At 71.7% G+C, this 25305-nt stretch carries 26 protein-coding genes and 1 tRNA gene; 9 read left to right on the forward strand and 18 right to left on the reverse strand.

The features are described 5' to 3' along the window. Positions 1–12 precede the first annotated feature (12 nt). Positions 13–1251, reverse strand: coding sequence for a threonine ammonia-lyase (gene ilvA / locus GQQ95_RS13680; RefSeq protein ID WP_212275456.1), 1239 nt, complete (start codon positions 1249–1251; stop codon positions 13–15). Between the two features lie 4 nt (positions 1252–1255). Further along, positions 1256–2482, reverse strand: a complete 1227-nt coding sequence (locus GQQ95_RS13685) for an AI-2E family transporter (RefSeq protein ID WP_157428228.1) — start codon at positions 2480–2482, stop codon at positions 1256–1258. A gap of 75 nt (positions 2483–2557) precedes the next feature. On the opposite strand from GQQ95_RS13685, the gene GQQ95_RS13690 reads away from it, so the two are divergent. Beyond that, positions 2558–3766 carry a winged helix-turn-helix domain-containing protein gene (locus GQQ95_RS13690; protein WP_157428229.1) on the forward strand — a complete coding sequence of 403 codons (1209 nt, stop codon included), beginning with the start codon at positions 2558–2560 and terminating at the stop codon, positions 3764–3766. 41 nt (positions 3767–3807) lie between these two features. Here the strand turns inward: GQQ95_RS13690 and GQQ95_RS13695 are convergent, their stop codons facing one another. From GQQ95_RS13695 to GQQ95_RS13720, 6 genes are all read right to left on the reverse strand, one after another. Continuing rightward, positions 3808–4683, reverse strand: coding sequence for a M48 family metalloprotease (locus tag GQQ95_RS13695; RefSeq protein ID WP_157428230.1), 876 nt, complete (start codon positions 4681–4683; stop codon positions 3808–3810). A gap of 9 nt (positions 4684–4692) precedes the next feature. Then, positions 4693–5259 carry a LemA family protein gene (locus GQQ95_RS13700; protein WP_157428231.1) on the reverse strand — a complete coding sequence of 189 codons (567 nt, stop codon included), beginning with the start codon at positions 5257–5259 and terminating at the stop codon, positions 4693–4695. A gap of 175 nt (positions 5260–5434) precedes the next feature. After that, on the reverse strand, positions 5435–6748 hold the full coding sequence (locus GQQ95_RS13705; protein ID WP_157428232.1) for a D-arabinono-1,4-lactone oxidase: 1314 nt from the start codon (positions 6746–6748) through the stop codon (positions 5435–5437). After that, positions 6745–7995: an alanine racemase gene (locus GQQ95_RS13710; protein WP_157428233.1), complete on the reverse strand. Its 1251-nt coding sequence runs from the start codon at positions 7993–7995 to the stop codon at positions 6745–6747. The genes GQQ95_RS13705 and GQQ95_RS13710 overlap by 4 nt, the downstream gene beginning before the upstream one ends. After that, on the reverse strand, positions 7995–9257 hold the full coding sequence (locus GQQ95_RS13715) for an MFS transporter (RefSeq protein WP_157428234.1): 1263 nt from the start codon (positions 9255–9257) through the stop codon (positions 7995–7997). The genes GQQ95_RS13710 and GQQ95_RS13715 overlap by 1 nt, the downstream gene beginning before the upstream one ends. Beyond that, complete coding sequence (locus GQQ95_RS13720) at positions 9254–9850, reverse strand: TetR/AcrR family transcriptional regulator (RefSeq protein ID WP_170297069.1); 597 nt, start codon at positions 9848–9850, stop codon at positions 9254–9256. Before GQQ95_RS13720 ends, GQQ95_RS13715 begins: the two co-directional genes overlap by 4 nt. A gap of 143 nt (positions 9851–9993) precedes the next feature. Here GQQ95_RS13720 and GQQ95_RS13725 point away from each other — a divergent pair, with 143 nt between their 5' ends. After that, positions 9994–10920, forward strand: a complete 927-nt coding sequence (locus GQQ95_RS13725; protein ID WP_157428236.1) for a Ppx/GppA phosphatase family protein — start codon at positions 9994–9996, stop codon at positions 10918–10920. A 35-nt stretch (positions 10921–10955) separates the two neighbouring features. On the opposite strand, the gene GQQ95_RS13730 is transcribed toward GQQ95_RS13725, so the two are convergent. Then, complete coding sequence (locus GQQ95_RS13730; RefSeq protein ID WP_157428237.1) at positions 10956–11291, reverse strand: hypothetical protein; 336 nt, start codon at positions 11289–11291, stop codon at positions 10956–10958. Between the two features lie 190 nt (positions 11292–11481). Between GQQ95_RS13730 and GQQ95_RS13735 the strand changes: the two genes are divergently transcribed. The 4 genes from GQQ95_RS13735 to GQQ95_RS13750 all read left to right on the forward strand — a co-directional run bounded on the left by GQQ95_RS13735 (position 11482) and on the right by GQQ95_RS13750 (position 13831). Then, positions 11482–12183: a GAF and ANTAR domain-containing protein gene (locus GQQ95_RS13735; RefSeq protein ID WP_246205507.1), complete on the forward strand. Its 702-nt coding sequence runs from the start codon at positions 11482–11484 to the stop codon at positions 12181–12183. Then, positions 12180–12899: a GAF and ANTAR domain-containing protein gene (locus tag GQQ95_RS13740; protein ID WP_157428238.1), complete on the forward strand. Its 720-nt coding sequence runs from the start codon at positions 12180–12182 to the stop codon at positions 12897–12899. The genes GQQ95_RS13735 and GQQ95_RS13740 overlap by 4 nt, the downstream gene beginning before the upstream one ends. A 100-nt stretch (positions 12900–12999) precedes the next feature. Continuing rightward, positions 13000–13359, forward strand: a complete 360-nt coding sequence (locus tag GQQ95_RS13745) for a hypothetical protein (protein ID WP_157428239.1) — start codon at positions 13000–13002, stop codon at positions 13357–13359. A gap of 97 nt (positions 13360–13456) precedes the next feature. Further along, entirely contained in the window at positions 13457–13831 is a 375-nt protein-coding gene (locus tag GQQ95_RS13750; protein WP_246205509.1) for a DUF7882 family protein, read from the forward strand. A 65-nt stretch (positions 13832–13896) separates the two neighbouring features. On the opposite strand, the gene GQQ95_RS13755 is transcribed toward GQQ95_RS13750, so the two are convergent. Together GQQ95_RS13755 and msuE are read right to left on the reverse strand one after the other, a co-directional pair. Next, positions 13897–13970: transfer RNA gene (locus GQQ95_RS13755), tRNA-Leu, on the reverse strand. A gap of 79 nt (positions 13971–14049) precedes the next feature. Continuing rightward, a complete protein-coding gene (msuE, locus tag GQQ95_RS13760) occupies positions 14050–14643 on the reverse strand; it encodes an FMN reductase (RefSeq protein WP_157428240.1) in 594 nt (197 codons plus the stop codon). 248 nt (positions 14644–14891) lie between these two features. Here msuE and GQQ95_RS13765 point away from each other — a divergent pair, with 248 nt between their 5' ends. The 3 genes from GQQ95_RS13765 to GQQ95_RS13775 are packed head-to-tail and all read left to right on the forward strand — an operon-like array spanning position 14892 to position 18881. Continuing rightward, positions 14892–16115, forward strand: a complete 1224-nt coding sequence (locus GQQ95_RS13765) for an LLM class flavin-dependent oxidoreductase (protein ID WP_157428241.1) — start codon at positions 14892–14894, stop codon at positions 16113–16115. Then, positions 16115–17512, forward strand: a complete 1398-nt coding sequence (locus GQQ95_RS13770; RefSeq protein ID WP_157428242.1) for an NtaA/DmoA family FMN-dependent monooxygenase — start codon at positions 16115–16117, stop codon at positions 17510–17512. Before GQQ95_RS13765 ends, GQQ95_RS13770 begins: the two co-directional genes overlap by 1 nt. Then, positions 17502–18881 (forward strand): LLM class flavin-dependent oxidoreductase, encoded by a 1380-nt coding sequence (locus GQQ95_RS13775; RefSeq protein WP_212275458.1) that lies wholly within the window; start codon positions 17502–17504, stop codon positions 18879–18881. The genes GQQ95_RS13770 and GQQ95_RS13775 overlap by 11 nt, the downstream gene beginning before the upstream one ends. A 289-nt stretch (positions 18882–19170) precedes the next feature. Here GQQ95_RS13775 and GQQ95_RS13780 read toward each other — a convergent pair whose 3' ends face one another. The 7 genes from GQQ95_RS13780 to GQQ95_RS13810 all read right to left on the reverse strand — a co-directional run bounded on the left by GQQ95_RS13780 (position 19171) and on the right by GQQ95_RS13810 (position 25304). Then, complete coding sequence (locus GQQ95_RS13780) at positions 19171–19422, reverse strand: hypothetical protein (protein ID WP_157428243.1); 252 nt, start codon at positions 19420–19422, stop codon at positions 19171–19173. A gap of 127 nt (positions 19423–19549) precedes the next feature. Next, entirely contained in the window at positions 19550–20566 is a 1017-nt protein-coding gene (locus GQQ95_RS13785) for an ABC transporter substrate-binding protein (RefSeq protein ID WP_157428244.1), read from the reverse strand. A 108-nt stretch (positions 20567–20674) separates the two neighbouring features. After that, the gene (locus tag GQQ95_RS13790) at positions 20675–21499 is read right to left on the reverse strand and encodes an amino acid ABC transporter ATP-binding protein (RefSeq protein WP_157428245.1); all 825 of its coding nucleotides are present in this window, start codon (positions 21497–21499) and stop codon (positions 20675–20677) included. Next, positions 21496–22734 (reverse strand): amino acid ABC transporter permease, encoded by a 1239-nt coding sequence (locus GQQ95_RS13795; protein WP_157428246.1) that lies wholly within the window; start codon positions 22732–22734, stop codon positions 21496–21498. The genes GQQ95_RS13790 and GQQ95_RS13795 overlap by 4 nt, the downstream gene beginning before the upstream one ends. Then, positions 22731–23234 carry a GNAT family N-acetyltransferase gene (locus tag GQQ95_RS13800; RefSeq protein WP_157428247.1) on the reverse strand — a complete coding sequence of 168 codons (504 nt, stop codon included), beginning with the start codon at positions 23232–23234 and terminating at the stop codon, positions 22731–22733. Before GQQ95_RS13800 ends, GQQ95_RS13795 begins: the two co-directional genes overlap by 4 nt. Positions 23235–23592: 358 nt before the next feature. Next, entirely contained in the window at positions 23593–24150 is a 558-nt protein-coding gene (locus tag GQQ95_RS13805; protein ID WP_157428248.1) for a GNAT family N-acetyltransferase, read from the reverse strand. A 17-nt stretch (positions 24151–24167) separates the two neighbouring features. Further along, positions 24168–25304 carry an FAD-dependent oxidoreductase gene (locus tag GQQ95_RS13810; protein WP_157428249.1) on the reverse strand — a complete coding sequence of 379 codons (1137 nt, stop codon included), beginning with the start codon at positions 25302–25304 and terminating at the stop codon, positions 24168–24170. Position 25305 lies beyond the last annotated feature (1 nt).

Below are 25305 nucleotides of genomic sequence, written 5' to 3' on the forward strand. Positions count from 1 at the left end.
GGGCATGCGGCCCTACTCCGCGATGACGCGGGGTTCGTAGCCCGCCTGACGCAGGACGTCGACCACGAGCGCGCGATGGGCCGGTCCACGGGTCTCGACCGAGAGCCGCAGCGCGACCTCCGAGATCTGCAGCCCGGAGCCGTGGCGCGTGTGCATGACCTCGATGACGTTGGCGTTCGCCTCGGCGAGCAGCTCCGCGATGCGCGCGAGCTGGCCCGGCCGGTCGGGCAGCCCGATCTCGAGCGTCAGGTAGCGATCGGATGCCGCGAGCCCGTGCGCGATCACGCGCTGCATGAGCAGCGGGTCGATGTTGCCTCCCGAGAGGAGGGCGACGATGGGGCCGTCGGAGTGGATCTCGCCGCTCAGGAGCGCCGCGACGGAGACCGCACCTGCGGGCTCGACCACGAGCTTCGCCCGCTCGAGGAGGACGAGGAGAGCGCGGGCGATGTCATCGTCGCTCACGGTGATCACCTCGTCGACCGTCGCCCGGATGACCTCGAACGTGAGGTCGCCCGGCCGGTAGACGGCGATGCCGTCGGCGATCGTCGGCACCACGGGCACCTGCACGGGGTGACCGGCCTCGAGCGACGGGACGTACGGCGAGGCGTTCGCCGCCTGGACGCCGATGACCCGGACGGTGCGACCCTCGAGCGCCGCACGCTGCTTGATCGCGCTCGCGACGCCCGCGGCGAGCCCGCCGCCGCCGATCGGGACGACGATGGTCGCGGCATCCGGGACGTCGTCGAGGATCTCGAGCCCGACCGTGCCCTGGCCGGCGATGACGTCGGGGTGGTCGAACGGCGGGATGATCACCGCGCCGGTCTCGGTCGAGAACGCCTGCGCCGCCTCGAGCGTCTCGCCGATCGAATCGCCCTGGAGCACGACGTCGGCACCGTACGCGCGGGTCGCGTCGAGCTTGGGCAGCGCGACGCCGACCGGCATGAAGATCGTGGCGCGGATGCCGAGCTCACGGGCGGCGTATGCCACGCCCTGGGCGTGATTGCCGGCGGATGCCGCGACGACGCCGCGCTCGCGCTCCTCGGCGCTGAGCGCCGAGAGCCGGTTGTAGGCGCCGCGGAGCTTGTACGACCCGGTGCGCTGGAGGTTCTCGCACTTGAGGTGTACGGGAGCGCCCACGGCGTTCGCGAGGAACCGCGACGATTCCATCGGCGTGTGCCGTGCGACGGCCTGGACGACCTCCCGCGCGCGCCCGAAGTCGGCGAGGTCGGGACCGGGGATGGTGGTGATCACGCGTTCATTCTCCTCGTTGGTAACCGGGGCGTTGCGGCACGGTGCGCCAGAGCGGCGACGTCGGCACGACGGGTGGCCCGGCGGACTGCTTCCAGGTTCCGCCGGAGACGAAGTTGATCATGACGTTGAGCACGGCCGCGACGGGAACGGCGAAGAGCGCTCCGGGGATGCCGGCGAGGAAGGACCCGGCCGCGACGGCGAGCACGACGCCCAGCGGATGCACCTTGACCGCGGTGCCCATGATGAGCGGCTGGAGCACGTGTCCCTCGACCTGCTGCACGAGCAGCACCACGCCGAGCATCACGAGCGCGATGACCGGTCCGTTGTAGACGAGGGCGACGAAGACCGCGAGCGCGCCCGTGGCCACCGCACCCACGATCGGCACGAACGAGCCCAGGAAGACGAGGATCGCGATCGGCACGGCGAGCGGGACCCCGAGGAAGAAGGCGCCGAGGCCGATGCCGATGGCGTCGATCGTCGCGACGAGGATCTGGACCTTCACGAAGTTCTGCAGCGTCGTCCACCCGGCGATGCCGGCGCCGTCGACGGCGGCCCGCGCCCGTCGCGGGAACACCCGCACGACCCAGCCCCAGATGCCGCGCCCGTCGATGAGGATGAACAGCGTCGCGAACAGCGCCAGGAGCGTGCCCGCGAAGAAGTGCCCGACGGTCGAGCTCACGGACAGTGCACCGCTCACCAGGATGCCGCTCTCGGATTGGACGGCCGTCACGATCTGGTCGAGGAGGTCGTTCAGCTGGTCCTCGCTGAAGTGGAACGGTCCGTCGGCGAGCCAGGCGCGGAACTCGTTCCACGCGACCACCGACTGCGCGGCCAGCTCGTCCGACCCGCGCACGATCTGCCAGATGCCGAGGGTCAGCAGGCCACCGACGACCGCGAGCGCGCTCAGCATGGCGACGGTGATCGAGAGCCATTTCGGCCACCCGTGACGCTGCAGCAGGCTCGAGAACGGCACGAGCAGTGCGGAGATCAGCACGGCCACGAGCATCGGGATCACGATGTAACGGAGCTGGACGACGAGGAAGATGACGACGGCGACGACCCCGCCGATGAGGAGCAGGCGCCACGACCAGGCAGCCGCCAGGCGCATGCCGTACGGGATCGCGTCCTCGACCTCGGCGGGCGGCGGCGGCGGCGGCGCGACGGGCGGCCGCTCGGGCGCGCGAGCGACCGCGCGTCTCCTGCCGACGAACCTGCCCCAGCCCTGGCTCATCGCTCCAGTCTAGGCGGGGGGCATGCGCCGATCGGCATGAATGATGTCGGCGGCCGCGGGTAGTGTTCGTACACCATGGTCGCCACCGTCAGCCCTCAGCTCGCCCGTCGCATCGCCCTGGCCGCCCAGGGATTCGGACGCCCCGCACCACCGGTGCCCGGCGTCCGTCAGGTCGCGGGCGTGCTCGACCGTCTCGGGCTGCTGCAGATCGACTCCGTCAACGTCTTCGAGCGCAGTCACTACCTGCCCGTCTTCAGCCGGCTGGGCGCGTACGACCGAGCCCATCTCGACCGGGTCACCACCGGCCGTCGCGGGCGCACCCTCGAGTACTGGGCGCACGAGGCCGCGTTCGTGCCGCGCGAGATGTGGCCGCTGTTCGAGTTCCGACGCGAGGAGTACCGCCGGCGCGGCGGTGACTGGGGCGGGTGGCTCGTCGAGAACCGCGAGCTCGCCGACTGGCTGAAGGCCGAACTCGCGGCGAACGGCCCGATGCGCGCGAGCGAGATCGAACACGACGCCAACGTCCGGCAGGGCCCCTGGTGGGGGTGGTCCTCCGTCAAGCGCACGCTCGAGTGGATGTTCCGGGTGGGCGAGGTCGTGTGCGTCGAACGGCGCAGGTTCGAGCGCGTGTACGCCCTGCCCGAGCAGGCGCTGCCGGCCGAGCTCCTGGGCGTCGCGCCCGACGAGGCCGAGGCGGTCCGGGTGCTCGTCGAGCGCGCGGCATCCGCCCTCGGCATCGCGACCGAGGCCGACCTCGCCGACTACTGGCGCATGAAGCGGGCGCAGGTGCGGGGTGCGATCCGAGATCTCGAGGACGCCGGCCTGCTGGTGCCCGTCGAGGTGCCCGGCTGGCGCAGCGGCGCCCGGCCGGCGCCGGCGTGGGTGCATCGCGATGCCAGGCGTCCCCGGCGCATCGACGCGGCCACGCTGCTCTCCCCGTTCGACCCCGTGGTCTGGTTCCGCCCCCGGGCCGAGCGCATGTTCGACTTCCACTACCGCATCGAGATCTACACGCCCGAGGCGCAACGCGTCTTCGGCTACTACTCGCTGCCCGTGCTCCTCGACGACGACGTGGTGGGCCGCGTCGACCTCAAGAGCGATCGCAAGGCGAAGGTGCTGCGCGTGCAGTCGGCGTGGAGCGAGGCGACCGCGCCGGCCGACACCGCCGCACGGCTGGCGCCGGTTCTCCGCAGCGCCGCCGCGTGGCAGGGCCTCGAGGAGGTCGTGGTCGCCGATCGCGGCGACCTGGCGTCGGCGCTCCGAGCCGAGCTCGCGCTGACCTGACGACGCCCCGAACCCGGCGGACACCGGCAACCGCGCGACGCCTAGAAGGAGCCGCCCATCTGCTCGAGCCGCTTCACGCGATCGGCGATCGGCGGGTGCGTCGCGAAGAGGCGGTCGATGACGCCGGGCTTCAGCGGGTCGGCGATCCAGAGGTGCGCCATCGAGGAGTTCTGGCGCTGCATGGGGCGACCGTATGCCTCGAGCTTCAGCAGCGCGCTCGCGAGCGCGTCGGGGTGACGCGTGGTCATCGCGCCCGTGGCGTCGGCGAGGTACTCGCGCTGACGCGACACCGCGACCTGCACGAGGCTCGCGACGAGCGGGGCGATGAGCATCGCCACGAGGCCGACGACCATGAGGATCGGGTTGCCGTTGTTGTTGTTGCGGCCGAAGAACGACATGCGCACGAAGAGGTCGGCGATGAAGCCGATGGCCACCACGAGCCCGAAGACGATCATCGACAGCCGGATGTCGTAGTTGCGCACGTGCCCCAGCTCATGCGCCATGACGCCCTCGAGTTCGGCGTCGTCGATGATCTCGAGGAGCCCCGTGGTCGCGGCGACGACCGCGTGCTCGGGGTCGCGCCCCGTCGCGAAGGCGTTGGGAGCCGGGTCGGAGACGACGTAGACCTTCGGCATGGGCGTCCCGGTGGCGATCGAGAGGTTCTCGACGGTGCGCCAGAGCCGCGGGTGGTCGGCCTTGCTGCGCACTTCGATCGCCCCCGACATCGAGAGCGACTGCCGGTCGGCCGTGAAGTACTGGATCAGCGCGTACGCGCTCGCGATCACGACCGTGATGATCACGATCGTCGGGTCGCCGTAGACGGCCGACGCCAACCAGCCGAGCCCGCCGACGATGGCGAGGAAGAACACGATGATGAAGAAGGTGTTGCGCTTGTTCCTGGCGATCGCTCGATACAACGACGTCCCTTAGAACTGCACGCGAGGCGGCTCGGCGATGGCCGCCGGCTCCGTGACCTCGAAGAAGTCGCGCTCGTGGAACCCGAGGCCCCGCACGAACAGCGTGTTCGGGAAGACCTTGATCTTCGTGTTGAGCTCGCGGACGCCGCCGTTGTAGAACCGGCGCGACGCCTGGATCTTGTCTTCGGTGTCGACGAGCTCGGACTGCAGCTGGAGGAAGTTCTGGCTGGCCTGCAACTGCGGGTAGGCCTCGGCCACGGCGAAGATCGACTTCAGCGCCTGCTGCATGTGGTTCTCGGCGGCGGAGGCGTCGGCCGGGCCCTGCGCCTGCAGGGTCTCGGCGCGCGCGCGGGTGACCGACTCGAACACCGACCTCTCGTGTGCGGCGTAGCCCTTCACCGTGTCGATGAGGTTCGGGATGAGGTCGGCCCGGCGCTTCAGCTGCACCGTGATGTCGCTCCATGCCTCGTCGACGCGGACGTTCAGCGTGACAAGCGAGTTGTACGTGGCCCACAGGTAGATGCCGACGATCAGGACGAGCGCGACGACGATGATGACGGGGATGAGCCATTCCATGGCGCGGACTCCTAGCGCTCTTGCGACGGACCTGTGGGTGCCCTGTCATCCTATCGATCGGCTGAGAACTCCCCCGCGGTTCCCATGAGACTCGGAGCAACCGGGCGGCGGTCTCCCGGCCGCCGTCGCGCGAGGAGCCGTGCCCGGCGCCGAGTCCGGTGCCTGACCGCCGGACCTACGCCCCGAGCACGCGCTCCAGGTACGGATTCTGGAACCGGCGCTCCGGGTCGAGCTCGTCGCGCACGGCGAGGAAATCGTCGAAGCGCGGGTACGTCTCGCGAAGCGCGGCATCCGTCTGGGTGTGCATCTTGCCCCAGTGCGGCCGGCCGCCGTGGGCCCGCATGATCTCCTCGACCGCGGCGAAGTACTCGGTGGGATCCTCGCGGAAGTAGCGATGCACGGCGAGGTAGCCGGTGTCACGCCCATACGCGGTCGAGAGCCAGTTCTCGTCGGATGCCGCGGCGCGGACCTCGATCGGGAAGCTCACGCTCCATCGCCGGCGCTCGATGAGGTCGCGGACCTCGCGGAACGCCGCGGGCACCTGGTCGAGCGGGATCGCGTACTCCATCTCGCGGAACCGGACCGTGCGGTTGGTCACGAACACCTTGGGCGAGAAGTCGGTGAATTCCCGGTCGCCCGTGAGGCGGTCGACCTGGCGTGCGAAGAACGGCGTCGTGTTCGGCGCCGCCCTGCCGAGCGCGCAGATCGCGCGGTAGGCGCCGTTCGCGAGCAGCTCGTCGTCGATCCAGCGGGACATCCTGCCGAGCGGGTCGCGCGGGGCATCCGCCGGGAGCCTCGTGTTCGTCTTGGTGAGCGCGGTGTCGGTGTGCGGGAACCAGTAGTACTCGAAGTGGTCGGCCGCGGCGACGCGCGACATCCATTGCTGGAGCACGGCCTCGAGCGGTTCGACGCGCTCGACGGCCTGCAGGACGAAGCGGGGCACGAGCTGGAGCGTGACCTCGGTGAGCACGCCGAGGGCGCCGAGGCCGAGCCTCACCGCGGGCAGCAGCTCGGGACGGTTCGCCTCGTCGACCGCGAGGAGCTCGCCCGTGCCGGTCACGAGCTTCGCGCCGACGATCTGGGTGGCCAGGCCGCCGAAGGCGAGGCCCGTGCCGTGGGTGCCCGTCGAGGTGGCGCCGGCGATCGACTGGCGGTCGATGTCGCCCATGTTGGCCAGCGCGAGTCCGTAGGGCGCGAGCAGGTCGGGCAACTCGTGCAGGCGGGTGCCGGCGGCGAGCGTGACGCGACCCGTCGCGACATCCGCATCGATGACGCCGGAGAGGTCGGTGAGATCGAGCTGGACGCCCGGGGCCACGGCGATGCCGGTGAAGCTGTGGCCCGCGCCGACCGCCTTGATGCGGAGCCCGGATGCCGCGGCCGACGCCACGGCGCGCTGCACCGCCCCCGTCGACGAGGGCCGCTCGACACGGAGCGGCCGCACCTGCTCGGTGCGGCCCCAGTTGCGCCAGAGTGCCCCGCTCGCCGTCACAGGAAGACCTTCCGGTCGCCGCGGTAGGTGGGCAGTTCGTCGACGATACGGCCGTCGTCGACGAGCTGGAACGCGTTCAGGTGCTCGGAGAGCTCCCCCGACTTCGTGTGCCGGAACCAGACGCGGTCGCCGACCCTGAGGCGCGCGGCCGCGGCGCCGCCGACAGGCGTCTGCACTTCGCCCGCCGCCTCGCGCGGCAGCATCTCGAGGCCCTCCGGCCACACGATGCGCGGCAGCCGGTCGGCTGCGGGCGGGCCGGACGCGATCCAGCCGCCGCCGAGGATCGTCGCGTGCCGAGGGCTCGGCCGGCGCACGACGTCCATCGCGAAGGCCGCCGCGGGCGCGGGGGTGAAGTGGTCGTAGCCGTCGAAGAGATGGCCCCCGAAGAGTCCGGAGCCGGCCGCGATCTCGGTGACCGACCCGTCGGCCGAGGTCGCCTCGAGCGAGCCCGTGCCGCCGCCGTTCACGAACTCGAGGTCGGCATGCTCGCGCACCGCGGCCACGGCCCTGGTGCGCCGCTCGACGAGCTCGGGCATGGAGCGCGACTGCATCCAGCGGTTCACGGCGCCGTCGACGGGCCTGCCCGCCGGGCGGTTCGTCACGCCGGCGATCTGCGCCTCGTAGCCCATCATGCCGACGAGCCGGAAGCCGGGGCGCGAGACGATGTACGCGGCGAGCGCGCCGGCATCGGCCGGCTCGTAGACGGGCGAGCGCCGCACGCCGAGATGCCCGAGCACGGGGGCGTTCCACGAGGCGTCCAGCTCGAGCGCGACGCGGATCGGCTCGCGCTCGCCGGGGGCGATGACCGCGTCGATGAGGTCGAGCTGCGCGATCGAGTCGACCATGAGGGTGATGCGGCCCGCGAGGGCGGGGTCGGTCGCGAGCGTGCGGATGCCGCCGCGTTCCGCGGTCGGGTAGCCCACCACGATGTCCTCGACGGAGTCGGCGAGCCAGATCGCCTCGGCGAGCGTGTACGCGAGCACGCCGTGGTAGCCGGGCAGGCGCAGCAGCGCCTCGAGCACGCTCCGTACCCGGATCGATTTGGAGGCCACGCGGATGGGCCGGCCGTTCGCGCGTCGCAGCATGTCGGCGGCGTTGTGGCGCATCGCGCCGAGGTGCAGGGCTCCGACGGGGGCGTCGAGGTGGGCGGTCGCCGCCGTGAGCTCCGGCCAGTAGCTCGCGGGGGTCGCCCACGGCGCGGCATCCGCCCGGCTCGTGCCCGACTCGGGCTGGGAGAGGTCGAGCATCAGCGCACGCTCCGAACTCGCGAGACCGCGATCGCACCGGCGAACGCGAACACCGCGCTCAGGACGAAGACCAGCACGAACGAGCCGGTCATGACCACGGCGGCCGCCCCGATGAGCGGGCCGATCGCCTGCGGCACGGCCGTGGCGATGTTCATGATGCCGAGGTCCTTGCCGCGCGTGGCGGCATCCGGCAGCACCTGGGTGGCCAGCGCCTGGTCGACCGACAGGAAGCAGCCGTAGCCGAGGCCGAGGATGCCGGCCGCGACGATCGCGACCGTGAGGTCGGGAACCAGCGCGAGCATCAGCGCGGCGACCGCCTGCAGGGCGGATGCCGCGAAGACGAACGCCTTGCGCCGGCCGAGTCGGTCGGAGAGCCGGCCGCCCACGAGCGACGCGATGATGACGAACACCATGTAGACGAGCGTGAGGATGATGAGGTCCGCCTCGGCGTTCTCGTCGCCCAGGCCGAACATGAGGAAGTAGAGGAGCAGGCTCGTCCCGAGCGCGTTGCCCACCGACACGAGCACCCGGCTGAGCAGCGTCCAGCCGAAGTCGGGGTGGGTGCGCGGACTGATCCAGAGGCCGGCGATGATGCCCTTGGCCGTCACGCGGGTGCGCTCGGCCGCCGCGAGGGGCTGGTCGAACCGCGTGAGGAACGGCACGGCGAGCACGAGGAGGATGACCGCGAGGAGGGCGTAGCCGAGGGCCTGGTCGGTCACGAGCTCGGTCACGAGCACGAGCCCGACGATGATGCCCACCGCCTGCGGCGCCGACATCCAGCCCGAGACGAAGCCGCGCTGGCCCACCGGCACCTGGTCGGAGATCGTGGCCGTGAGCGCCGCGGTCATGATGCAGAAGCCGACGGATGCCGCGACCCACGCCGCCCCGATGGCCCAGATCTCGGTCTGGAGCCCGAGCAGCACGAGCGAGAGGGCGAAGACGAGCGCGCCGATGAGGATCCACGGGCGGCGGCGGCCGAACCGCGACGTGGTGCGGTCGGAGGCCGCGCCCGTCAACGGGTAGGCGATGACCGTCGCGACCGCCGCGATGCCGGAGACCACGCCGAACGCGACCACGCTGTCGACCCAGTTCTCGGGCTTCAGGGTCGCGTCGATCTGGGCGGGCAGCAGCAGTTGCACGGGCGTGAGCTGGGCCATCCAGATGGCGAACCACACGGTGGCGAAGGAGCCGATCCAGCCGGCGGAGACCCGCCTGACCGGTTCGTCGAGCGCCGCGGGCGTGGTCGGGTGCGTGGTCGTCATCGGGGTTCGGCCATTCTCGAGAGGGCGACGGCGGCCGCGTTCGCGACCGCCAGCGAGGCGTCGTCGTCGCGATCGACGAGCCAGGTGAGGGTGAGTCCGTCGGTGAAGGCCACGAGCACGCGGGCGACGCGGGCGATGGGAACGGTCCACTGCGAACCGGTGCGTTCGGCGGCGACCTCGAGCGAGCGCTCGGCGAGCTCGACGTACCTCGCGTACTGCGCCCGCGCCTGCGGATGCCGGTCGGGCGAGCGCAGGGCGTACTGCGTGAGCTCGAGCATCGCCTGCTCATGCTCGGGGTCGGCCTTGAGGTGCTCGAAGTAGCGGATGATGCCCGCCTCGAGCACCTCGACGAGCGTGCCCTCCGGCAGCTCGTCGGGCATGATCGCGTGCCGGGCGTGCTCGATGACGGCCTCGATGAGCTCGTCGATGAGCTCGTCGCGGGAGTCGAAGGCGTAGTGGAAGCTGGCGAGGCTCATGCCGGCCTCGGCCACGATGGCTCGGGTGGTCGCCTGGGCGATGCCGTTGCGGGAGATGACGCGCAGGGCGGCCTCGATGAGCGCCGCGCGGCGCTCGGGTGCGGGAATGCGGGTCACTGCGGCTCCTCTCGGGCGACACTGCCGAGCCTCGGCCGGCCTGCCGGAGCGGGCCGCCGAAGCGACTGGGACGGGTGACCCAGTTGGAACAGTATGCACCAGCGCCGACGTCGCGCACACCCCGCGGGCGTTACGCTCGCACCATGCGCCTCGGAGTCCTCGACGTCGGTTCCAACACCGTGCACCTCGTCGTGGTCGACGCGCACCCCGGCGCACGCCCGCTCCCGGCCGCCTCGCACAAGAGCGTGCTGCGGCTCATGCGCTACCTCGAGCCCGACGGCTCGATCGGTGCCGACGGGGTGGAGGCCATCCTGTCCGCCGTCTCCGGGGCCGCCGACGCTGCGCGCGAGGCCGGCATCGACGAGCTGCTGGCGTTCGCGACCTCCGCCATCAGGGAGGCCGCGAACGGCGAGGCCGTGCTCGCCCGCGTGGCCGAGCAGACGGGCGTCGAGCTGCAGGTGCTCTCGGGCGAGGACGAGGCCCGGCTCACGTTCCTCGCGGTGCGTCGCTGGTACGGCTGGTCGGCCGATCGCATCCTGCTCTTCGACATCGGCGGCGGCTCGCTCGAGATCGCCCACGGCATCGACGAGTTCCCGGATGTCGCGCGCTCGCTCCCCCTCGGCGCGGGGCGCTCGACCGTCGCCTTCCTTCCCGACGACCCGCCCGCGCCCGGCGACGTGCAGCGCCTGCGCGAGCATGCGGCCGAGGTGCTCGAGGGCGCCGTCGGCGAGTTCGGCCACCTGCCCTCCCCCGACCACGTCGTCGGCTCGTCGAAGACCATCCGCTCGCTGGCGCGCCTGGCCGGCTCCACGGAGGAGGGCGTCGGCTCCGGCGAACGCAGCATCCTGCGTCGCACGGGCCTGGACGACTGGATCCCGCGACTCGCCCGGATCCCCGCCGATGCGCGCCCAGCCCTGCCCGGCATCACCGCCGACCGCACGTTCCAGATCGTCGCGGGTGCCGTCGTGCTCTCCGAGGCGATGCGCGCCTTCGAGGTGCCCGAACTCGACGTCTCACCGTGGGCCCTTCGAGAGGGGCTCATCCTGCGTCGACTGGACCGGCTGACCTGAGCGGGCCGCCTGAGCGGTCCGCCCCCGGTGAACGCTCAGTCCACGTCGACGGGAGGCCTGATCTCGTCGTCATCATCCGGCGGCACGGGCTCGGCCTTGCCGCCGACCGGGTCGAACTCGGGCACCGGGAACCGCTGCTCCTCGCTCCCCGCGTCGGCAGAGCCCTGCCACTCGAACGGCTCGACCTCGAGCGAGGTCGCCGGCGTGAACAGCAGGGTGTGCACCGTGACGGCGCCATCCGGTTCGAGGACCGGGACGTCGACCGTCGTGCCGGCGGACATCCGCGTGACCGCGACCGAGTACTCGGCCAGGGCATCTGCGACGGCATCTCCAGTGACGAGCGTCTGCCCGTCGTAATTCACGCGCTTCATGCGTCGATCGTCGGATCCGCACCTCTCCGCGTCAAGCCCCTTCACAATCGGTGGCGTGGTGTGCTTGCGTCGGGGGGAGGCATGTTCGGCTCCATCCTTGTGAGCGCACGGGAGGGCACGCCGCCCGGGCGCGTGGACGTGAAATCGGGCGGCAGGACGAGTAGCGTCGGAGGGTGCGGAAGGACGGATGATGGACAGCTCGTTCACGGCGGCGATGGAGGCCCTCGAGCGCTCGCCCGACGGGCCCGATGGGCTGGCAGCACCCTTCGTAAGCGTGTTCCCGGTGACCGGGGCGTCGGTCTCGACGCTGGGCGACCTCCTCGGCAGCGAGACGCTCGCCGCCACCGACGAGTTCTCGGCGCATATGGACGAAGTGCAGTTCGACCTCGGCGAGGGGCCCTGCTGGGACGCGATGCGCTCGGCGCGTCCCGTGCTGATGCCCGACGTGCGCACAGGCGCACCCGCCTCGTGGCCGAGCTTCGCAGCGGCCATCGACAGCGAACGCCTCGGCTCCCTGTTCGCCTTCCCCCTCCGGCTCGGGCCGCTCCGCATCGGCGCGATCGACCTCTATTCGGTGAAGCCCGTTCGGTTCGACCGCGACCAGGCCAGGCAGGCCGGGGCCATGGCCGAGGTCGTCAGCCGCCAGGTGCTGCGACACGCGCTCGAGGGCGTCGAAGCGGCGGAACGACCGAGCCCGCTCTCCCGGCGCGTGATCCACCAGGCGACGGGGTTCGTGCTGGCGCAGCTCGACGTCTCGCCGGAGGACGCGCGCCTCGTGATCCAGGGCCATGCCTTCGCGACCTCCCGCAGCATGATGGAGGTCGCGACGGACATCGTCGAGGGCCGATTGCGATTCACGAAGGGCATCGGCGGGATCGAGGCCGTCTCATGAGCGACGCCGTCACGCGCGAGAAGCGATTGCTGCAGACCTTCGCGAGCCTCGCCGACACCCTGGTCGACGGGTACGACGTGGTCGACCTCCTGCAGCTCCTCGTCGACAGCTGCAAGGACCTGCTCGACACCACCGAGGCCGCGATCCTCCTCGCGGACGCGAACGGCGACCTCGACGTCGTGGCCTCGACGAGCGAGGCGAGCCGCATCGTCGAGCTCATCCAGCTCGGCGCCGAGGCGGGGCCCTGCGTCGAGAGCTTCCACACCGGAACGGTCATCTCCGTCCCCGACATCCGACTGAGCCCCGACCGGTGGGCGCACTTCCGGGACGTCGCCCTGAGCGAGGGCTTCGCCTCGGCCCATGCCATCCCGCTGCGGCTGCGCGAGAACCGCATCGGCACGCTGAACCTGCTGCGCGACGCCGTCGGCGAACTCGAACTGCAGGACGAGGTGACCGCGCAGGCCTTCGCGGATGTCGCGACGATCGGCATCCTGCACGAGCGCACGTTGCGCGAGAGCAGCATGCTGACCGAACAGCTCGAACGGGCGCTCGGCAGCAGAGTCGTCATCGAGCAGGCGAAGGGCGTGGTCGCCCATATGCGGGGCATCCGCGTCGATGAGGCGTTCGGCCTGATCCGCGAGTACGCGCGCGCGCACCGCATCGGCATCAGCCGCGTGGCCGAGCAGATCGTCGACCGCAGCCTCACCATTCCCTGAGTACCGGGTGCGATCCGCCCTGCGCGGCGTAGAATCGGGCTGTCGCCGCCCCAGACCTTGTCGGCTTCTCGTCGTTCGAACGAGCCGCTTGGGGTGCGCCATGAAGACATTGACCAACCGATACGGGTCCTTCCTCACCGGTGACGACCTCGCCGATGCGGTGCTGCACTACGGCCTCGCGCTCGCCCGTCGTCAGCAACTCGACCTCGTCGACATCCCGTATCGGGCCGAAGACGGCACGGTCGGCCGGGTGCAACTCACGATCGGGTGGCTCACCGAGACCACATCGACCTCGACGCCGGCCATGAACGCCGGCGACGCGGGCGAGCTCGTCGACGTCGACGCCACCCTTGCGATGTACGACAAGGCGGAGAACTCCGGCGTCGTCCGCGGCCTGCCGTTCTCCGAGGAAGAGGCCGATCAGTTCGACTGGGAGCGGGATTCCCTGCGCATCCTCTGATTCCCCCCGTTCGCGTGACATACTCGAAGTGACGCACCGCGGCCGCTACCGTCCGTATCGACCCGCCTTTCCGAACGTGCGACGAGCGGGAGCGGACATGGGATCACTGCAATACGACGGCGTGCTGGTCGAATTCGAGGACCGGTTGCTCGCCCATCTCCAGATCGTGATCGTGCAGAAGATCCGGCGGGGCGAGAGCTTCCTCATGTCGTGGCGCGACTCGGTCGAGACCGGCAACGGGCACAGCGCCATCTGGATCCATCCCGCGCAGAACCTCTACTTCAAGTTCTCGGGCGGGCGGCATCCGTCGATCAACGAGGTGTGGGTCACCGAATTGCTCGAATCGGCGAACAGCTCGCGCGGGATGCTCGTGACGCGCGAGCCGGAGCCAGGGGGCGGCCCCCAGCGTCTCGCCGAGGGCCGGGCGACCAGGCGATCGGCCGTGCCGCCGCACGTCAAGGCCCAGCCCTGACGATCGACCCCGCTCTGCGGACTCCGGCGGTCGTGCCGGACCGCCGCCTCGACGCGCCCACAAAGTGCTCCCGCTGGGACTCGAACCCAGACTGAGGCGAGTTTAAGTCGCCTGCCTCTGCCGATTGGGCTACGGGAGCTCGGCAACCGCGTGCGGTGCCGCGTCAACCCTACTTCCGGCCGGCGGCCGCGTCGCGCCCGCGACGGTCTCGGCATCCGTCACCAGGTGCCGACGTACTCGGAGACCGGCAGCACGGAACTGCGCACGACGGGGACCCCCCGCGAGATGGCCTGGTCGATGCGGGAGCGCAGCTCGGCCGAATCGACGCGGTAGTCGACGAAGTCGGTGTCGCTCGCGTAGACGCCGATCGGCAGGGTCAGCGCCTGGAAGAACGAGAACAGCGGGCGGAACTGGTGCTCGATGATGAGCGAGTGGCGGTCGCTGCCGCCCGTGGCCGCGAGGAGCACGGGCTTGTCGATCAGCGCGTACTGCCCGACGAAGTCGAAGACGTGCTTGAAGAGGCCGGTGAACGAGGCCCGGTACACCGGGCTCGCGACGATGAGCAGCGTCGCCGACTCGATGCGGCGCAGGGCCGCCTCGGCGGTCGGCGGAAGGGCGCCACGGTTCAGCACGCCGGCGAACTCCGGGCCGATCTCTGAGAGCTCGATGAGGTGCGTCTCGACCTCGAGGTCGCTGCCGGGAGTCGGGCAGAGGGCGGCCGCGAATCCGTCGAGGATCTCGCGGGCGAGGACCGTGGTCTTCGAGGGTGCATGCAGGCTTCCGGAGACGGCGACGATGGTGATGGTAGGCATGCAGCGACGCTAAACCCGATCGATTCGGTCGGAAAGCGGTGACGACGCACGCGGTAAGCGAGCGCAACCTGCCTTCACAGTGGGTCGTGCGCGGTCATCACGGCAGCGCTCGGGGGGAGCGAGTGCGACGACCCGTGACACGTCGGTGGCGACGTCCCGTGTCGCCCCGTGAAGGCATGTTGCGAAGAGTTCGCGTGCATGACGGCGGCCCCTTGCGGCCCGGCCCCATCGGCTCGAACGTGGTCGACATGACTCGACGACCCACCATCGCCGTCGCCCTCGACGGGGCCGGCTGGCACCCCGCCGCCTGGCGCGACCCCTCGGCCCTCCCGGCCGACCTGTTCAGCCGCCGCTACTGGCGCGACCTCGTGCAGTTCGCCGAGCGGGCCGAGGTCGACTTCGTCACCATCGAGGACGCGCTCGGGCTGCAGAGCGCCACGCTCTGGTCCTCCGACGACCGCACCGACCAGGTGCGCGGGCGCCTCGACGCACTGCTCATCGCCTCCTTCCTCGCCCCTGTCACGAGTCGCATCGGCCTCGTGCCAACGGTCACGACCACCCACACCGAGCCGTTCCACGTCGCGACCGGCCTGCAGACGCTGGACTTCGCGAGCCGCGGCCGCGCCGGCTGGCGGCCCCAGCTCTCGGGTTCGCCGCACGAGGCCGCGCACTTCGGGCGTCGCACGGTGCCGCCCGTCGACGTCGAGGCGCTGCTCTCCGGCGACTCCGAGCAGATCCGCGCCGGGTTCGACGAGGCGCGCGACGTCGTCGAGGTCGTCCGCCGCCTGTGGGACAGCTGGGAGGACGACGCGATCATCCGGGATGCTGCGACGGGCCGGTTCATCGACCGCGAGAAGATCCACGGGGCCGAGTTCTCCGGCGAATGGTTCGACGTGAAGGGCGCCTCGATCGTGCCGCGCTCGCCGCAGGGCCAGCCGCTCGTCGCGGTGCTCGCCCACCAGACGATCCCGTACGAGCTCGCCGCGACGAGCGCCGACCTCGTCTTCGTCACCCCGCACGACGACGCCCAGTCGGTCTCGATCCTCGCGGAGGTCCGCGAGGCCGAGGCACGCACCGGCCGAACCGGTCGGGCGCTCTCGGTGCTCGCCGAGGTGCTGGTCGTGCTGGAGTCGACGCCGGCGGCCGCGCGTGCCGCGCTCGAACGGCTCGACGAGCGGAACGGATCGCCCGTGGCATCCGACGCCCTCGTCTTCGCCGGCACGCCCGAGCAGCTACTCGAGCGCATCCACGGCTGGACCGCCCTCGGCTACGACGGCGTGCGCATCCGCCCGGCCCGCCTGCCCCGCGACCTCGAGCAGCTCGCGGAGTGGGTGCTTCCCGCACTCCCCCGAGCGGATGCCGCGGGCGCCACCCTGCGCGAACGGCTCGGCTTCGAGCTGCCCGAAAACCGCTACACCGCTGCTGCTGCCGGCGGCGCCGCGGCCGCACGAACAAACGAGGAGGTCGCCTGATGCCCGCCACCAAGCGCCAGGTGCACCTGGCCGCCCACTTCCCGGGTGTGAACAGCACGACGCTCTGGGCCGACCCGCTGCACCGCAGCCAGATCGACTTCACCGCGTTCGAACACTTCGCCCGGACCGCCGAGCGCGGCCGCTTCGACTTCCTGTTCCTGGCGGAGGGCCTGCGGCTGCGCGAGCACAAGGGACAGCTGCACGAGCTCGACGTCGTCGGCCGCCCGAACACGCTCGCCGTGCTCGCCGCGCTCGCCGCCGTGACCGAACACGTCGGCCTCGTCGGCACGCTGAACTCGACCTTCAACGAGCCGTACGAGCTCGCGAGGCAGCTCTCGACGCTCGACCACCTCTCCGACGGGCGCGCCGGATGGAACGTCGTGACGAGCTCCGACGCGTTCCATGGTGCGAACTTCCGCCGCGGCGGGTACCTCGACCACGCCGACCGCTACCACCGGGCAAACGAGTTCGTGAGCCTCGCCAAGGAGCTCTGGGACAGCTGGTCCTCCGACGCCATCGCGGCGGATCGCGCCTCCGGGCGATTCCTCGCCGACGCTGCCGACGAGGCCGGTGCCTTCGCGCATCGCGGCGCGCAGTTCGACGTGCGGGGGCGCTTCACGACGCCTGCGAGTCCCCAGCGCTACCCCGTGATCGTGCAAGCAGGCGACTCGACGGACGGACGCGATTTCGCCTCGGAGCACGCCGAGGTGATCTTCTCCAGGCACAGCGCCTTCGACGAGGCCCAGGCGTTCTATGCCGACGTGAAGGGCCGGCTCGCCGGCTGGGGTCGCACCGAGGACTCCCTCAAGATCCTGCCGGCCGTCACGTTCGCGATCGGCGACTCGCAGGCCGAGGCCGAGGAGGTCGCACGGGAGATCTCGCTCGCCCAAGTCACGCCGCGCAACGCGATCACGGCGCTCGAGCAGCTCTGGGGCACCGACCTGACGGGCTACGACGCCGACGGGCCGCTGCCGGCGTTCGACCCGGGCGAGGGCCCGGCCGACACGGTCGCGGGCACGATCACGAAGGGCTGGGCGCCGCGCTTTCCGAACGCCGTACAGATCGCCAGGGCCTGGCGCGCGCAGTCCGAGGCCGAGGGCCTCTCCATCCGCGAGCTCGTCATCAAGGTGGCCGGGCGCCAGTCGTTCATCGGCACGCCCTCCCACATCGCCGCCGAACTCGACCGCTACGTGCAGGAGCGCGCGACCGACGGCTTCGTCGTCGTCGGCACGACCTCGCCGCACGGCCTCGACGCCTTCGCCGACCGCGTCGTGCCCGAACTGCAGGCGCGCGGTGTGTACCGCACGGAGTACGAACCCGGCGCGACCCTCCGGCAGAACCTCGAACTGCCCGAGCCCGGCGCCCGCGTGGCCGAGGAGGTGCGTCGTGTCGGCTGAGCCGCGGCCGCCCGCTCGCCGCGTCCCGCTCGCCGTGCTCGACCTCGTGCCGATCGCCCAGGCCTCGAACGCGGGCGAGGCGCTGCACCGCTCGATCGACCTCGCGCGCCGGGCGGAGTCGTTCGGTTACGCGCGCTACTGGCTCGCCGAGCACCACCTGAACCCCGGCGTCGCGGGAGCCGCACCGCACACGTTCCTCGGCATCGTCGCGGCCTCGACCGAGCACATCCGCGTCGGCACCGCCGCGACGATCCTCGGCAACTACGAGCCGCTCCAGGTCGCCGAGGCATTCGGCACGGTCGCGGCGCTCTGGCCGGGCCGGGTCGATCTCGGACTCGGGCGCAGTGGGATCCCGCCCGCGAAGCCGGCGGCGGATGTCCCGCAGACGGTCGGCGCCGCCCAGCCTGCCGCCCCAGTGCTGCCGCCCGCTGTGCCCGACGCGGCTGCGGCTGCGGCTGCGGCTGCGGCTGCGGCTGCGTCGGAGTCGACGACGATCGCCCCGAACGCGGTCGTCGACGGGCTGGTGGTGCCGCCGCAGCGTCCGTTCGCCTTCGATCGGGCACGGTTCGCCCTGCAGGCGAGGCTCCTCGGACGCACGATCGGGGACGCGGGCCGGTTCGCGGACGACGTCGAGGCGCTCCGCGACTTCTTCCAGGGCCCGGTGCGCTACGAGGACGACGACCGGCCCGACGGGGTGACCGTGCAGGCGCAGCCGGCCACGGGCAACCCGGTCGAGCTCTGGGTGCACGGCTCGAGCGCGGGCGAGAGCGCACGGCTTGCCGGCGCCCTCGGGCTGCGCTTCGGCGCGAACTACCACGTCGCGCCGAGCGGCGTGCTCGCGGCCGTCGCCGAGTACCGCGCGCACTTCCGGCCCTCGGCGGAACTGGCGCGGCCCCACACGATCGTCTCGGTCGACGTGGTCGTTGCCCCGACCGACGCGGATGCCCGCCGGCTCGCGAGCGGGTACGCGGAGTGGGTCCTCTCGATCCGGGAGGGCCAGGGTGCGCTGCCGTATCCGAGCCCCGAGGACGCGACGCCCGACGCCCGACTCTCCAGCGCTGAGCGCGAGGCCGTGCAGGACCGCCTCGACACCCGTTTCGTGGGCTCGCCCGCGAGCGTCGTCGCCCACCTCGAGACGCTGCAGCGGGCGACGGGGGCGGATGAACTGCTCGTCACGACGATCACGCACGACCACGACGCCCGCGTCAGGTCGTACCGGCTGCTCGCCGAGGCGTGGGGAGCCATCGCGTCGTCGGCCGAGGCATCCGGCGCCGGGTACCCGGCCACCGTCGCGGCCGTGAATCGCGACGAGCGAGCGGATGCCGCGGGCGAACGCTCCGAGCTCGCGGGCGCCCCAGCCGGGGCGTGATTGCCGCGACGCACGGCGCGCGAGTCGGTGCCCGGCCCACCAAGCCCGGCAACCTGACCACCGTGCGCGAGGACTTCGGGGGACGGCCTGCCCGGTCGACGTCCAGCGCACGTTCGAATGAGCACCCTCGAGTGAGCTCCCCGGCATCCCAGGCATTCCCGGCTCGACGGGATCGCATGTCCGGGCGCCTGCCCGCCCTCGGCGTGGCGACCGATGTCGTCACGGTCGCCGCCTCCCGCCCGTCGGGACGCGCCGCCGGCGGCGGACCCGCCCCGGTGAACGTGCACGGTCAGGTTCTGGAAGACCGCCACAGCAGCGGCGCCGTCGTGACCAGGAGGAGGAGGAACAGCGGCTGCGTGATGAGCCCGGGGCCGACCGCGCCCGGCACGCTCAGCGCCACCGACCAGTTCACCGCGACGTCGACGACCATGACGGCACAGCCGGCCACGATGCCGGCTCGACGTCGCACGAGGAGCAGGACGACGACCACCGGGTCGACGACCGTGAGCGAGATCCAGAACACGCGGACCCACGTGGGCATGCCGGCGTAGACGTCGACCCCCTGGGTGAGTCCGGGTCCGCGTCCGATCGGGAGTACGACCCGGCACCGCAGAACGGCGGATGCCGCGACGCCGATCGGCCCCGCGGCATCCGCCGTCGTGCTCGCCCTACGGCTTGGGAAGCCCGGGCGGATTGACCTCGGAGACGTCGACCGCCTCGGTCGTGAGCGCCCACCGATCGAGGACCTCGTCGTAGGTGCCGTCGTCGATGATCGACTGGAGCACGAGCTGCACGGGCTCGACCAGGCCGTTGCCCTTCGCCGTGCCGGCCGCGATCGGCGCCGTCTCGGGCCAGCCGCCGTTCACGGTGCCGACGAGCTTCGTCTCACCGGTCGTGGCAGCGCGGTATGCGGCGGTCGCGTTCGGGCCGAAGCTCGCGTCGACGCGGCCGGACGAGAGCGCGAGGTCGGAGGCGGCCTGGTCGTCGTAGTAGACGAGCTCGGCCGGAGCCTCACCGGCCTCCTCGAGCTCGAGGTTCCAGGCGAGGAGGATCTTCTCCTGGTTCGTACCGGAGCCGACGACGATCTTCAGGCCGGAGATGTCCTCCGCACCCTCGATCGCGTCGATGTCGCTCTCGGCCTGCACGTAGAAGCCGAGGAGGTCCTGCCGGTAGCTCGCGAAGTCGTAGAGCTCCTTGCGCTCCTCGGTGACCGTCACGTTCGAGGCGACGAGGTCGTACTTGCCCGACTGGATCCCGAGGGGCCAGTCGGCCCAGTTGACGGCGACCGGGTTGTACTCCAGGCCGAGGCCGTCGGCGATCAGCGCACCGAAGTCCGCCTCGGTGCCGATGACGGTGGCGTCGTCATCGGAGGCGAGCACGCCGAGGGGGGCCGCGAACGGCGAGATCGCGACGGTGAGCTTGCCGGCCTCGATCGGGGCGAACCCCGAGGCCTCGAGCGCGTCGACGGCGGCCTGCACCGGTTCGATCGTGGGCCGGTCCGCCGCGTTCTGCGAGGTGAGGTCGAACTGCGACGCCGCCGCCACCTGCTCCTCGGTGGTTCCCTTCGCGTCGTCGGCCGCGGCCGAGTTGCCCGCGCTGACGGCCCAGACGATGCCGCCGCCGATGAGGGCCACCGCCGCGACGCCGGCGACGATCACCCCGACCTGCTTCTTGTTGATTGCCATGACGTGACTCTCCTAGTGTTGTGCCTGTCCGATGGCCGGGTCGGTTCTCGGATCACCCGGTGCGGCACCGCAGATGCCGCACCGGGTCCTGCTCGCCGGGGTGCTCGGTCAGAGCACCTTCGCGAGGAAGTCCCTGGTGCGCGGATGCCGCGGTCGGTGCAGCACCTGGCCCGGCGGTCCCTGCTCGAGGATCTCGCCGTGGTCGAGGAAGACGACCCGGTCGGCGACCTCGCGCGCGAATCCGATCTCGTGCGTCACGATGATGAGCGTGGTGCCGTCCCGCGCGAGCCCCCGGATCACGTCGAGCACCTCTCCCACGAGCTCGGGGTCCAGTGCCGAGGTGGGCTCGTCGAAGAGCAGCACCTTCGGCGAGAGGGCGAGCGCCCTCGCGATCGCGACCCGCTGCTGCTGGCCCCCCGAGAGCTGGCGCGGGTAGTGACCCGCCTTGTCCGCGAGGCCGACCCTCGCCAGCAGCGCCTCGGCGAGCGAACGAGCCTCCGCACGGCTCTGGCGGCGCAGCGCGATGGGCGCCTCGATGACGTTCTCGATCGCGGTGAGGTGCGGGAAGAGGTTGAAGTTCTGGAAGACCAGGCCCACCTGCGTGCGACGCCGCAGGATCTCCGCCTCGCGCAACTCGTGGAGCACGTCGCCCTTGCGTTCGTAGCCGATGTAGCGGCCGTCGACCGTGATCGATCCCCGGTCGACGGTCTCGAGGTGGTTGATCGTGCGCAGGAGGGTCGACTTGCCCGAGCCCGACGGGCCGATGAGCGCGACGACCTGGCCCGGCTCGACGGTCAGCGAGACGTCGCGGAGCACCTGGTTCGCACCGTACGCCTTGGAGACGTCCGTGATCTCGACGCGGCCGATGCTCGCCGGCGTGCGCGTGGCAACCTGCTGCAGGTCGAAGGAGGGAGTCAGTGTCGTCGCGGTCATGCGGTGCCTCCTGGGCGGGTCGTCGCCGGGTGTCGGTCGCGGAGGTCCCGGAGCGCATCGGGACCCGGCGCGCCTCCTGACGGCGCAGGGCGGGGTGGCGCCGTGCCGGGCGCCGCACAGCCTCTCGCTGCATCACGGTTCGGGGCGTCGCCGTTCGGGGTGTCGCCGAGGCGCCGCCACTGCGTAGCCGCCCATGCGCGCGCCTGCTGCAGTGGTGTCGGCGGCAGCTCGCGCACGGCGCCGCGCGCGAACCGGCGTTCGACGTAGAACTGGGCGATCGAGAGCACCGTCGTGATGAGCGCGTACCAGACGACCGCGACGAGCAGCAGCGGGATCACGCGCTGGTTTCGGTTGTAGATGACCTGCACGGTGTAGAAGAGCTCGGGCAGCGCCACGATGAACACGACCGAGGTGCCCTTCACGAGGCCGATCACCTCGTTGAACGCGTTGGGCACGATGGCGCGCGCAGCCTGCGGCAGGGTGATCCTGAAGAAGCGGATGCGGCGGGGCAGGCCGAGTGCTCCCGCGGCCTCGAGCTGTCCCTGGTCGACCGAGAGGATGCCGGCCCTGATGATCTCCGCCGAGTAGGCGGCCTGGTGCAGGGAGAGCCCGATCGCGGCGGCCGCGAAGGCGCTGATGAGCGTGGTGGTCTGGAACTCGGCGATCCAGAAGTCCGTCGTGAACGGCGTACCGAGGCCGATCGTCGGGTAGAGGTACCCGAGGTTGTACCAGACGAGGATCTGCACGACGAGCGGCACCGACCGGAAGAACCAGACGTACCACCACGCGGCGGCGTTCAGCAGCGGCGACTTCGAGAGACGGAACACCGCGAGGAGCGCGCCGAGGACAAACCCCGCGACGCCCGCGACGACGGTCAGCCAGAGCGTCAGCCAGAGGCCGTTGACGACGGAGGGCGCGAAGAAGTACTCGGCGAAGACGTCCCACTCCCATTTCGGGTTCGAGGCGAGGGACCACAGGAACTGCAGCACGACGAAGATGACGACGAGCGAGGCGATCCAGCGGCCCCAGTGGCGTACGGGTACGACGCGGAGGCCGGCGTCGATGCGCCCGTCGCCCCGGCCGCCCCGGCCCTCGTGGTCGTCCCGCGCTGCGTCGCGCTCCGGTCCCGGCGCCGCCGCCGCGAGCTCGACCTGCCCGGGGACGGACCGAGCCGCCTCCAGCGCCGAGGCCGAGGCATCCGCCGCCGCCACCGGCGCCCGCACCGCCCCGCTCATGCGAGCACCCCGGCCGTGTCGAGGTGCTTGTCGAAGCCGTGGATGCCGATCTCCTCGGCGGGCCGCGACGGATCGAAGCGCGGCACGTAGCCGCTCGCGAGATAGAGCGCGACCGCCTCGGGCTGGCGCGGCCCGGTCGTCAGCGTGACGTCGCGGTACCCGCGCTCGTGCGCGGCGCGTTCGAGCTCGGCCACGACGCGGCGCCCGAGGCCCTGACCCCGGTGACCGGGGTGCGTCCAGACCCGCTTGAGCTCGGCGGTGTGCTCGTCGTAGCGGCGGAAGGCGCCGCCGGCGACCGGCTCCCCGTCGGCGAGGAGCACGAGGAACGCCCCGTGCGGCGCCTCGAAGTCGCTCGCCGGGTACCGGAGCAGCTCGGTGCTCGCGGGCTCCCCGAAGAAGTCGCCGTACCGGCCGTCGTACTCGCGCTCGAGGTCCGCGAGCAGCGGTGCGGCCAGCTCGTCGTCCACGTTCACGAAACGCACGCTCACGTCTGCGGTCATCGTCTCGCTCCGTCCTGCTCGTCGTTCCGGCCGGTTCTCCGGTCGGATGTCTCGAAGCTAGGGAGCCGCGACGATCGGGGCAATCCGGCGATTCATGCGGCGACCGATATCTTCATTCCGGGTAATCCGATCGGTTCACTCGGGTTTCATGCGTGCTCGCATGACGCCTCGCGTCGGGCGCACGACGGCGGCGCGACGACCCGGGGCGTCACACGCCTCCGGCGGTCGCTCGACGTCGGGTGGGGTCGTGTCGGATCCGCGGGGCGTCGAGGGGCCCGGTCGGGGCGTGCGAGATCGGGTCGGGGCGCGCGAGATCAGGTCTGGGCGCGCGCGAGCGAGATTTGGTCGGCGTGCGAGATCAGGTCAGGTCGCGCGCGAAGCAGCGTGACATCGGGAGCACGTCGTACGGCGGGTACACGGCGATCGGCCGATACCCGAGCCACTCGTACAGCCTGATCGCCTCGGGCTGCCGATTGCCCGTCTGCAGGATCAGCCGCGTGCCCCCGCGCCCGACGACGAGGTGCTCGATCTCCTCGATGAGCGCGCGCGAGACCCCGCGCCCGCGATGCGAGGGCAGCGTCACGACGCGCTTCAGCTCCCACTCCTCGCCCAGTCGGCGCAGCGCCGCGTGGCCGACCGGCGTGCCGTCGAGCGACGCGATCAGGGTGGCCTCGATGTCCCGGGGGTCGATGGCGAGCGCGGCCGAGGTGGCAGCGACGACGGTCGGGTCGAGCCCGGCGAGGTCGGGCGCGTAGCGGGCGCCCACCTCGTCGTCCATCGCCGCCCGCAGTGACACCGCGCGTGCGTCGTCCCAGTCGACGAGCTCGAGCGCGAGCAGCTCGTCGAACCGGTCGCGCCCGCGGAGGCCCCTCGGGCGGCTGTGCTCACGGCGGTCGGTCGTACGGTGATCGGTCATGCGTTCCCTGTTCGTGCTCAGGCGGCGGCGAACCGGCGCAGGCTGAAGACCCCGGGCGCGGGGCGGTCGTCGACCAGGTCGGCGAGGATCCTGCCGACCGCGGGCGTGAACTTGAACCCGTGGCCCGAGAACCCGGCCCCCACCGTGATCGGGCCCGCCGAGTCGAGCACGAAGACCTGGTCGGGCGTGGTCGTGTACGTGCAGCTGATCGGCGTCGCGACCTCGGAGTCGACACCCGGCAGCCATTCGCGGGCGTAGCGCCGCAGCGCGGCGAACTGCACGGGCTCCGGTGCGTAGTCGCGCAGGTCGGCGTCGACGATCGGCCCGACGCCGTGCCATCCGGCCTTGACGCCCTCGCCGGGCGTGAGCATGCCGTACACGCCCGAGTACCACCAGTCGTCGCCGGGACCCGGCCGATGGTTGAACCCGGGCCAGGCCGCGGCATCCTCGCCCGCCGCGCTTGCGGCCCGCAGCGCGAAGTGCGCCGGCTGCTCCTGGGTCACGACGAGCGGCGGGAGCGGCACGAGACCGCCCAGCAGCTTGGCGGTCCACCCGCCCACGGTCACCACGACGCGACGGGCCGTGATCGTGTCGGCGTCGGTCTCGATGCGCACGCGATCGGGCCCCTCCACCCGGATGCCGCGCACCGGCGTGCGGTGGCGCACGTTCGCCCCGCGGGCGACCGCCGCCTGCTGCAGCGCGCGCACCGCGGCATCCGCGTGCAGCCGGCCCGCCGTCGGCAGGTGCAGCACCCGCGTCTCGAAGCGGATGCCGGGCCACCGGCGCCGAGCCTCCTCGGCGGGCAGGAACTCGCCGGGCACGCCGACCGATGCGAGCGCCGCGTGGACCTCGTCGTCGATGGCCCCGTCGCCGCCGTGGTTGACGAGCCCGACCTGGTCGAGCACCGGCACCCCCGTCTCCGCCTCCAGCTCGCGCCAGGCGAGGTGGGACTCGACGAGCATGGCCACATGGGCGGGTTCGGCGTAAGCGACGTTGAAGTTACGGGAGGCCCCGTGCGAGGCACCGTGCCGGTGGCCTGGCTCGAAGCGTTCGAGCAGGGTCACCTCCCGGCCGCGCGCGGCGAGCTGCCAGGCCGCGGCCGATCCCATGGCGCCGCCGCCGATCACGACGACGTCGGTGTCGACGGCGCTCACG

It is taken from the genome of Agromyces salentinus (assembly GCF_009749395.1).
Taxonomy (GTDB): Bacteria; Actinomycetota; Actinomycetes; order Actinomycetales; family Microbacteriaceae; genus Agromyces; species Agromyces salentinus.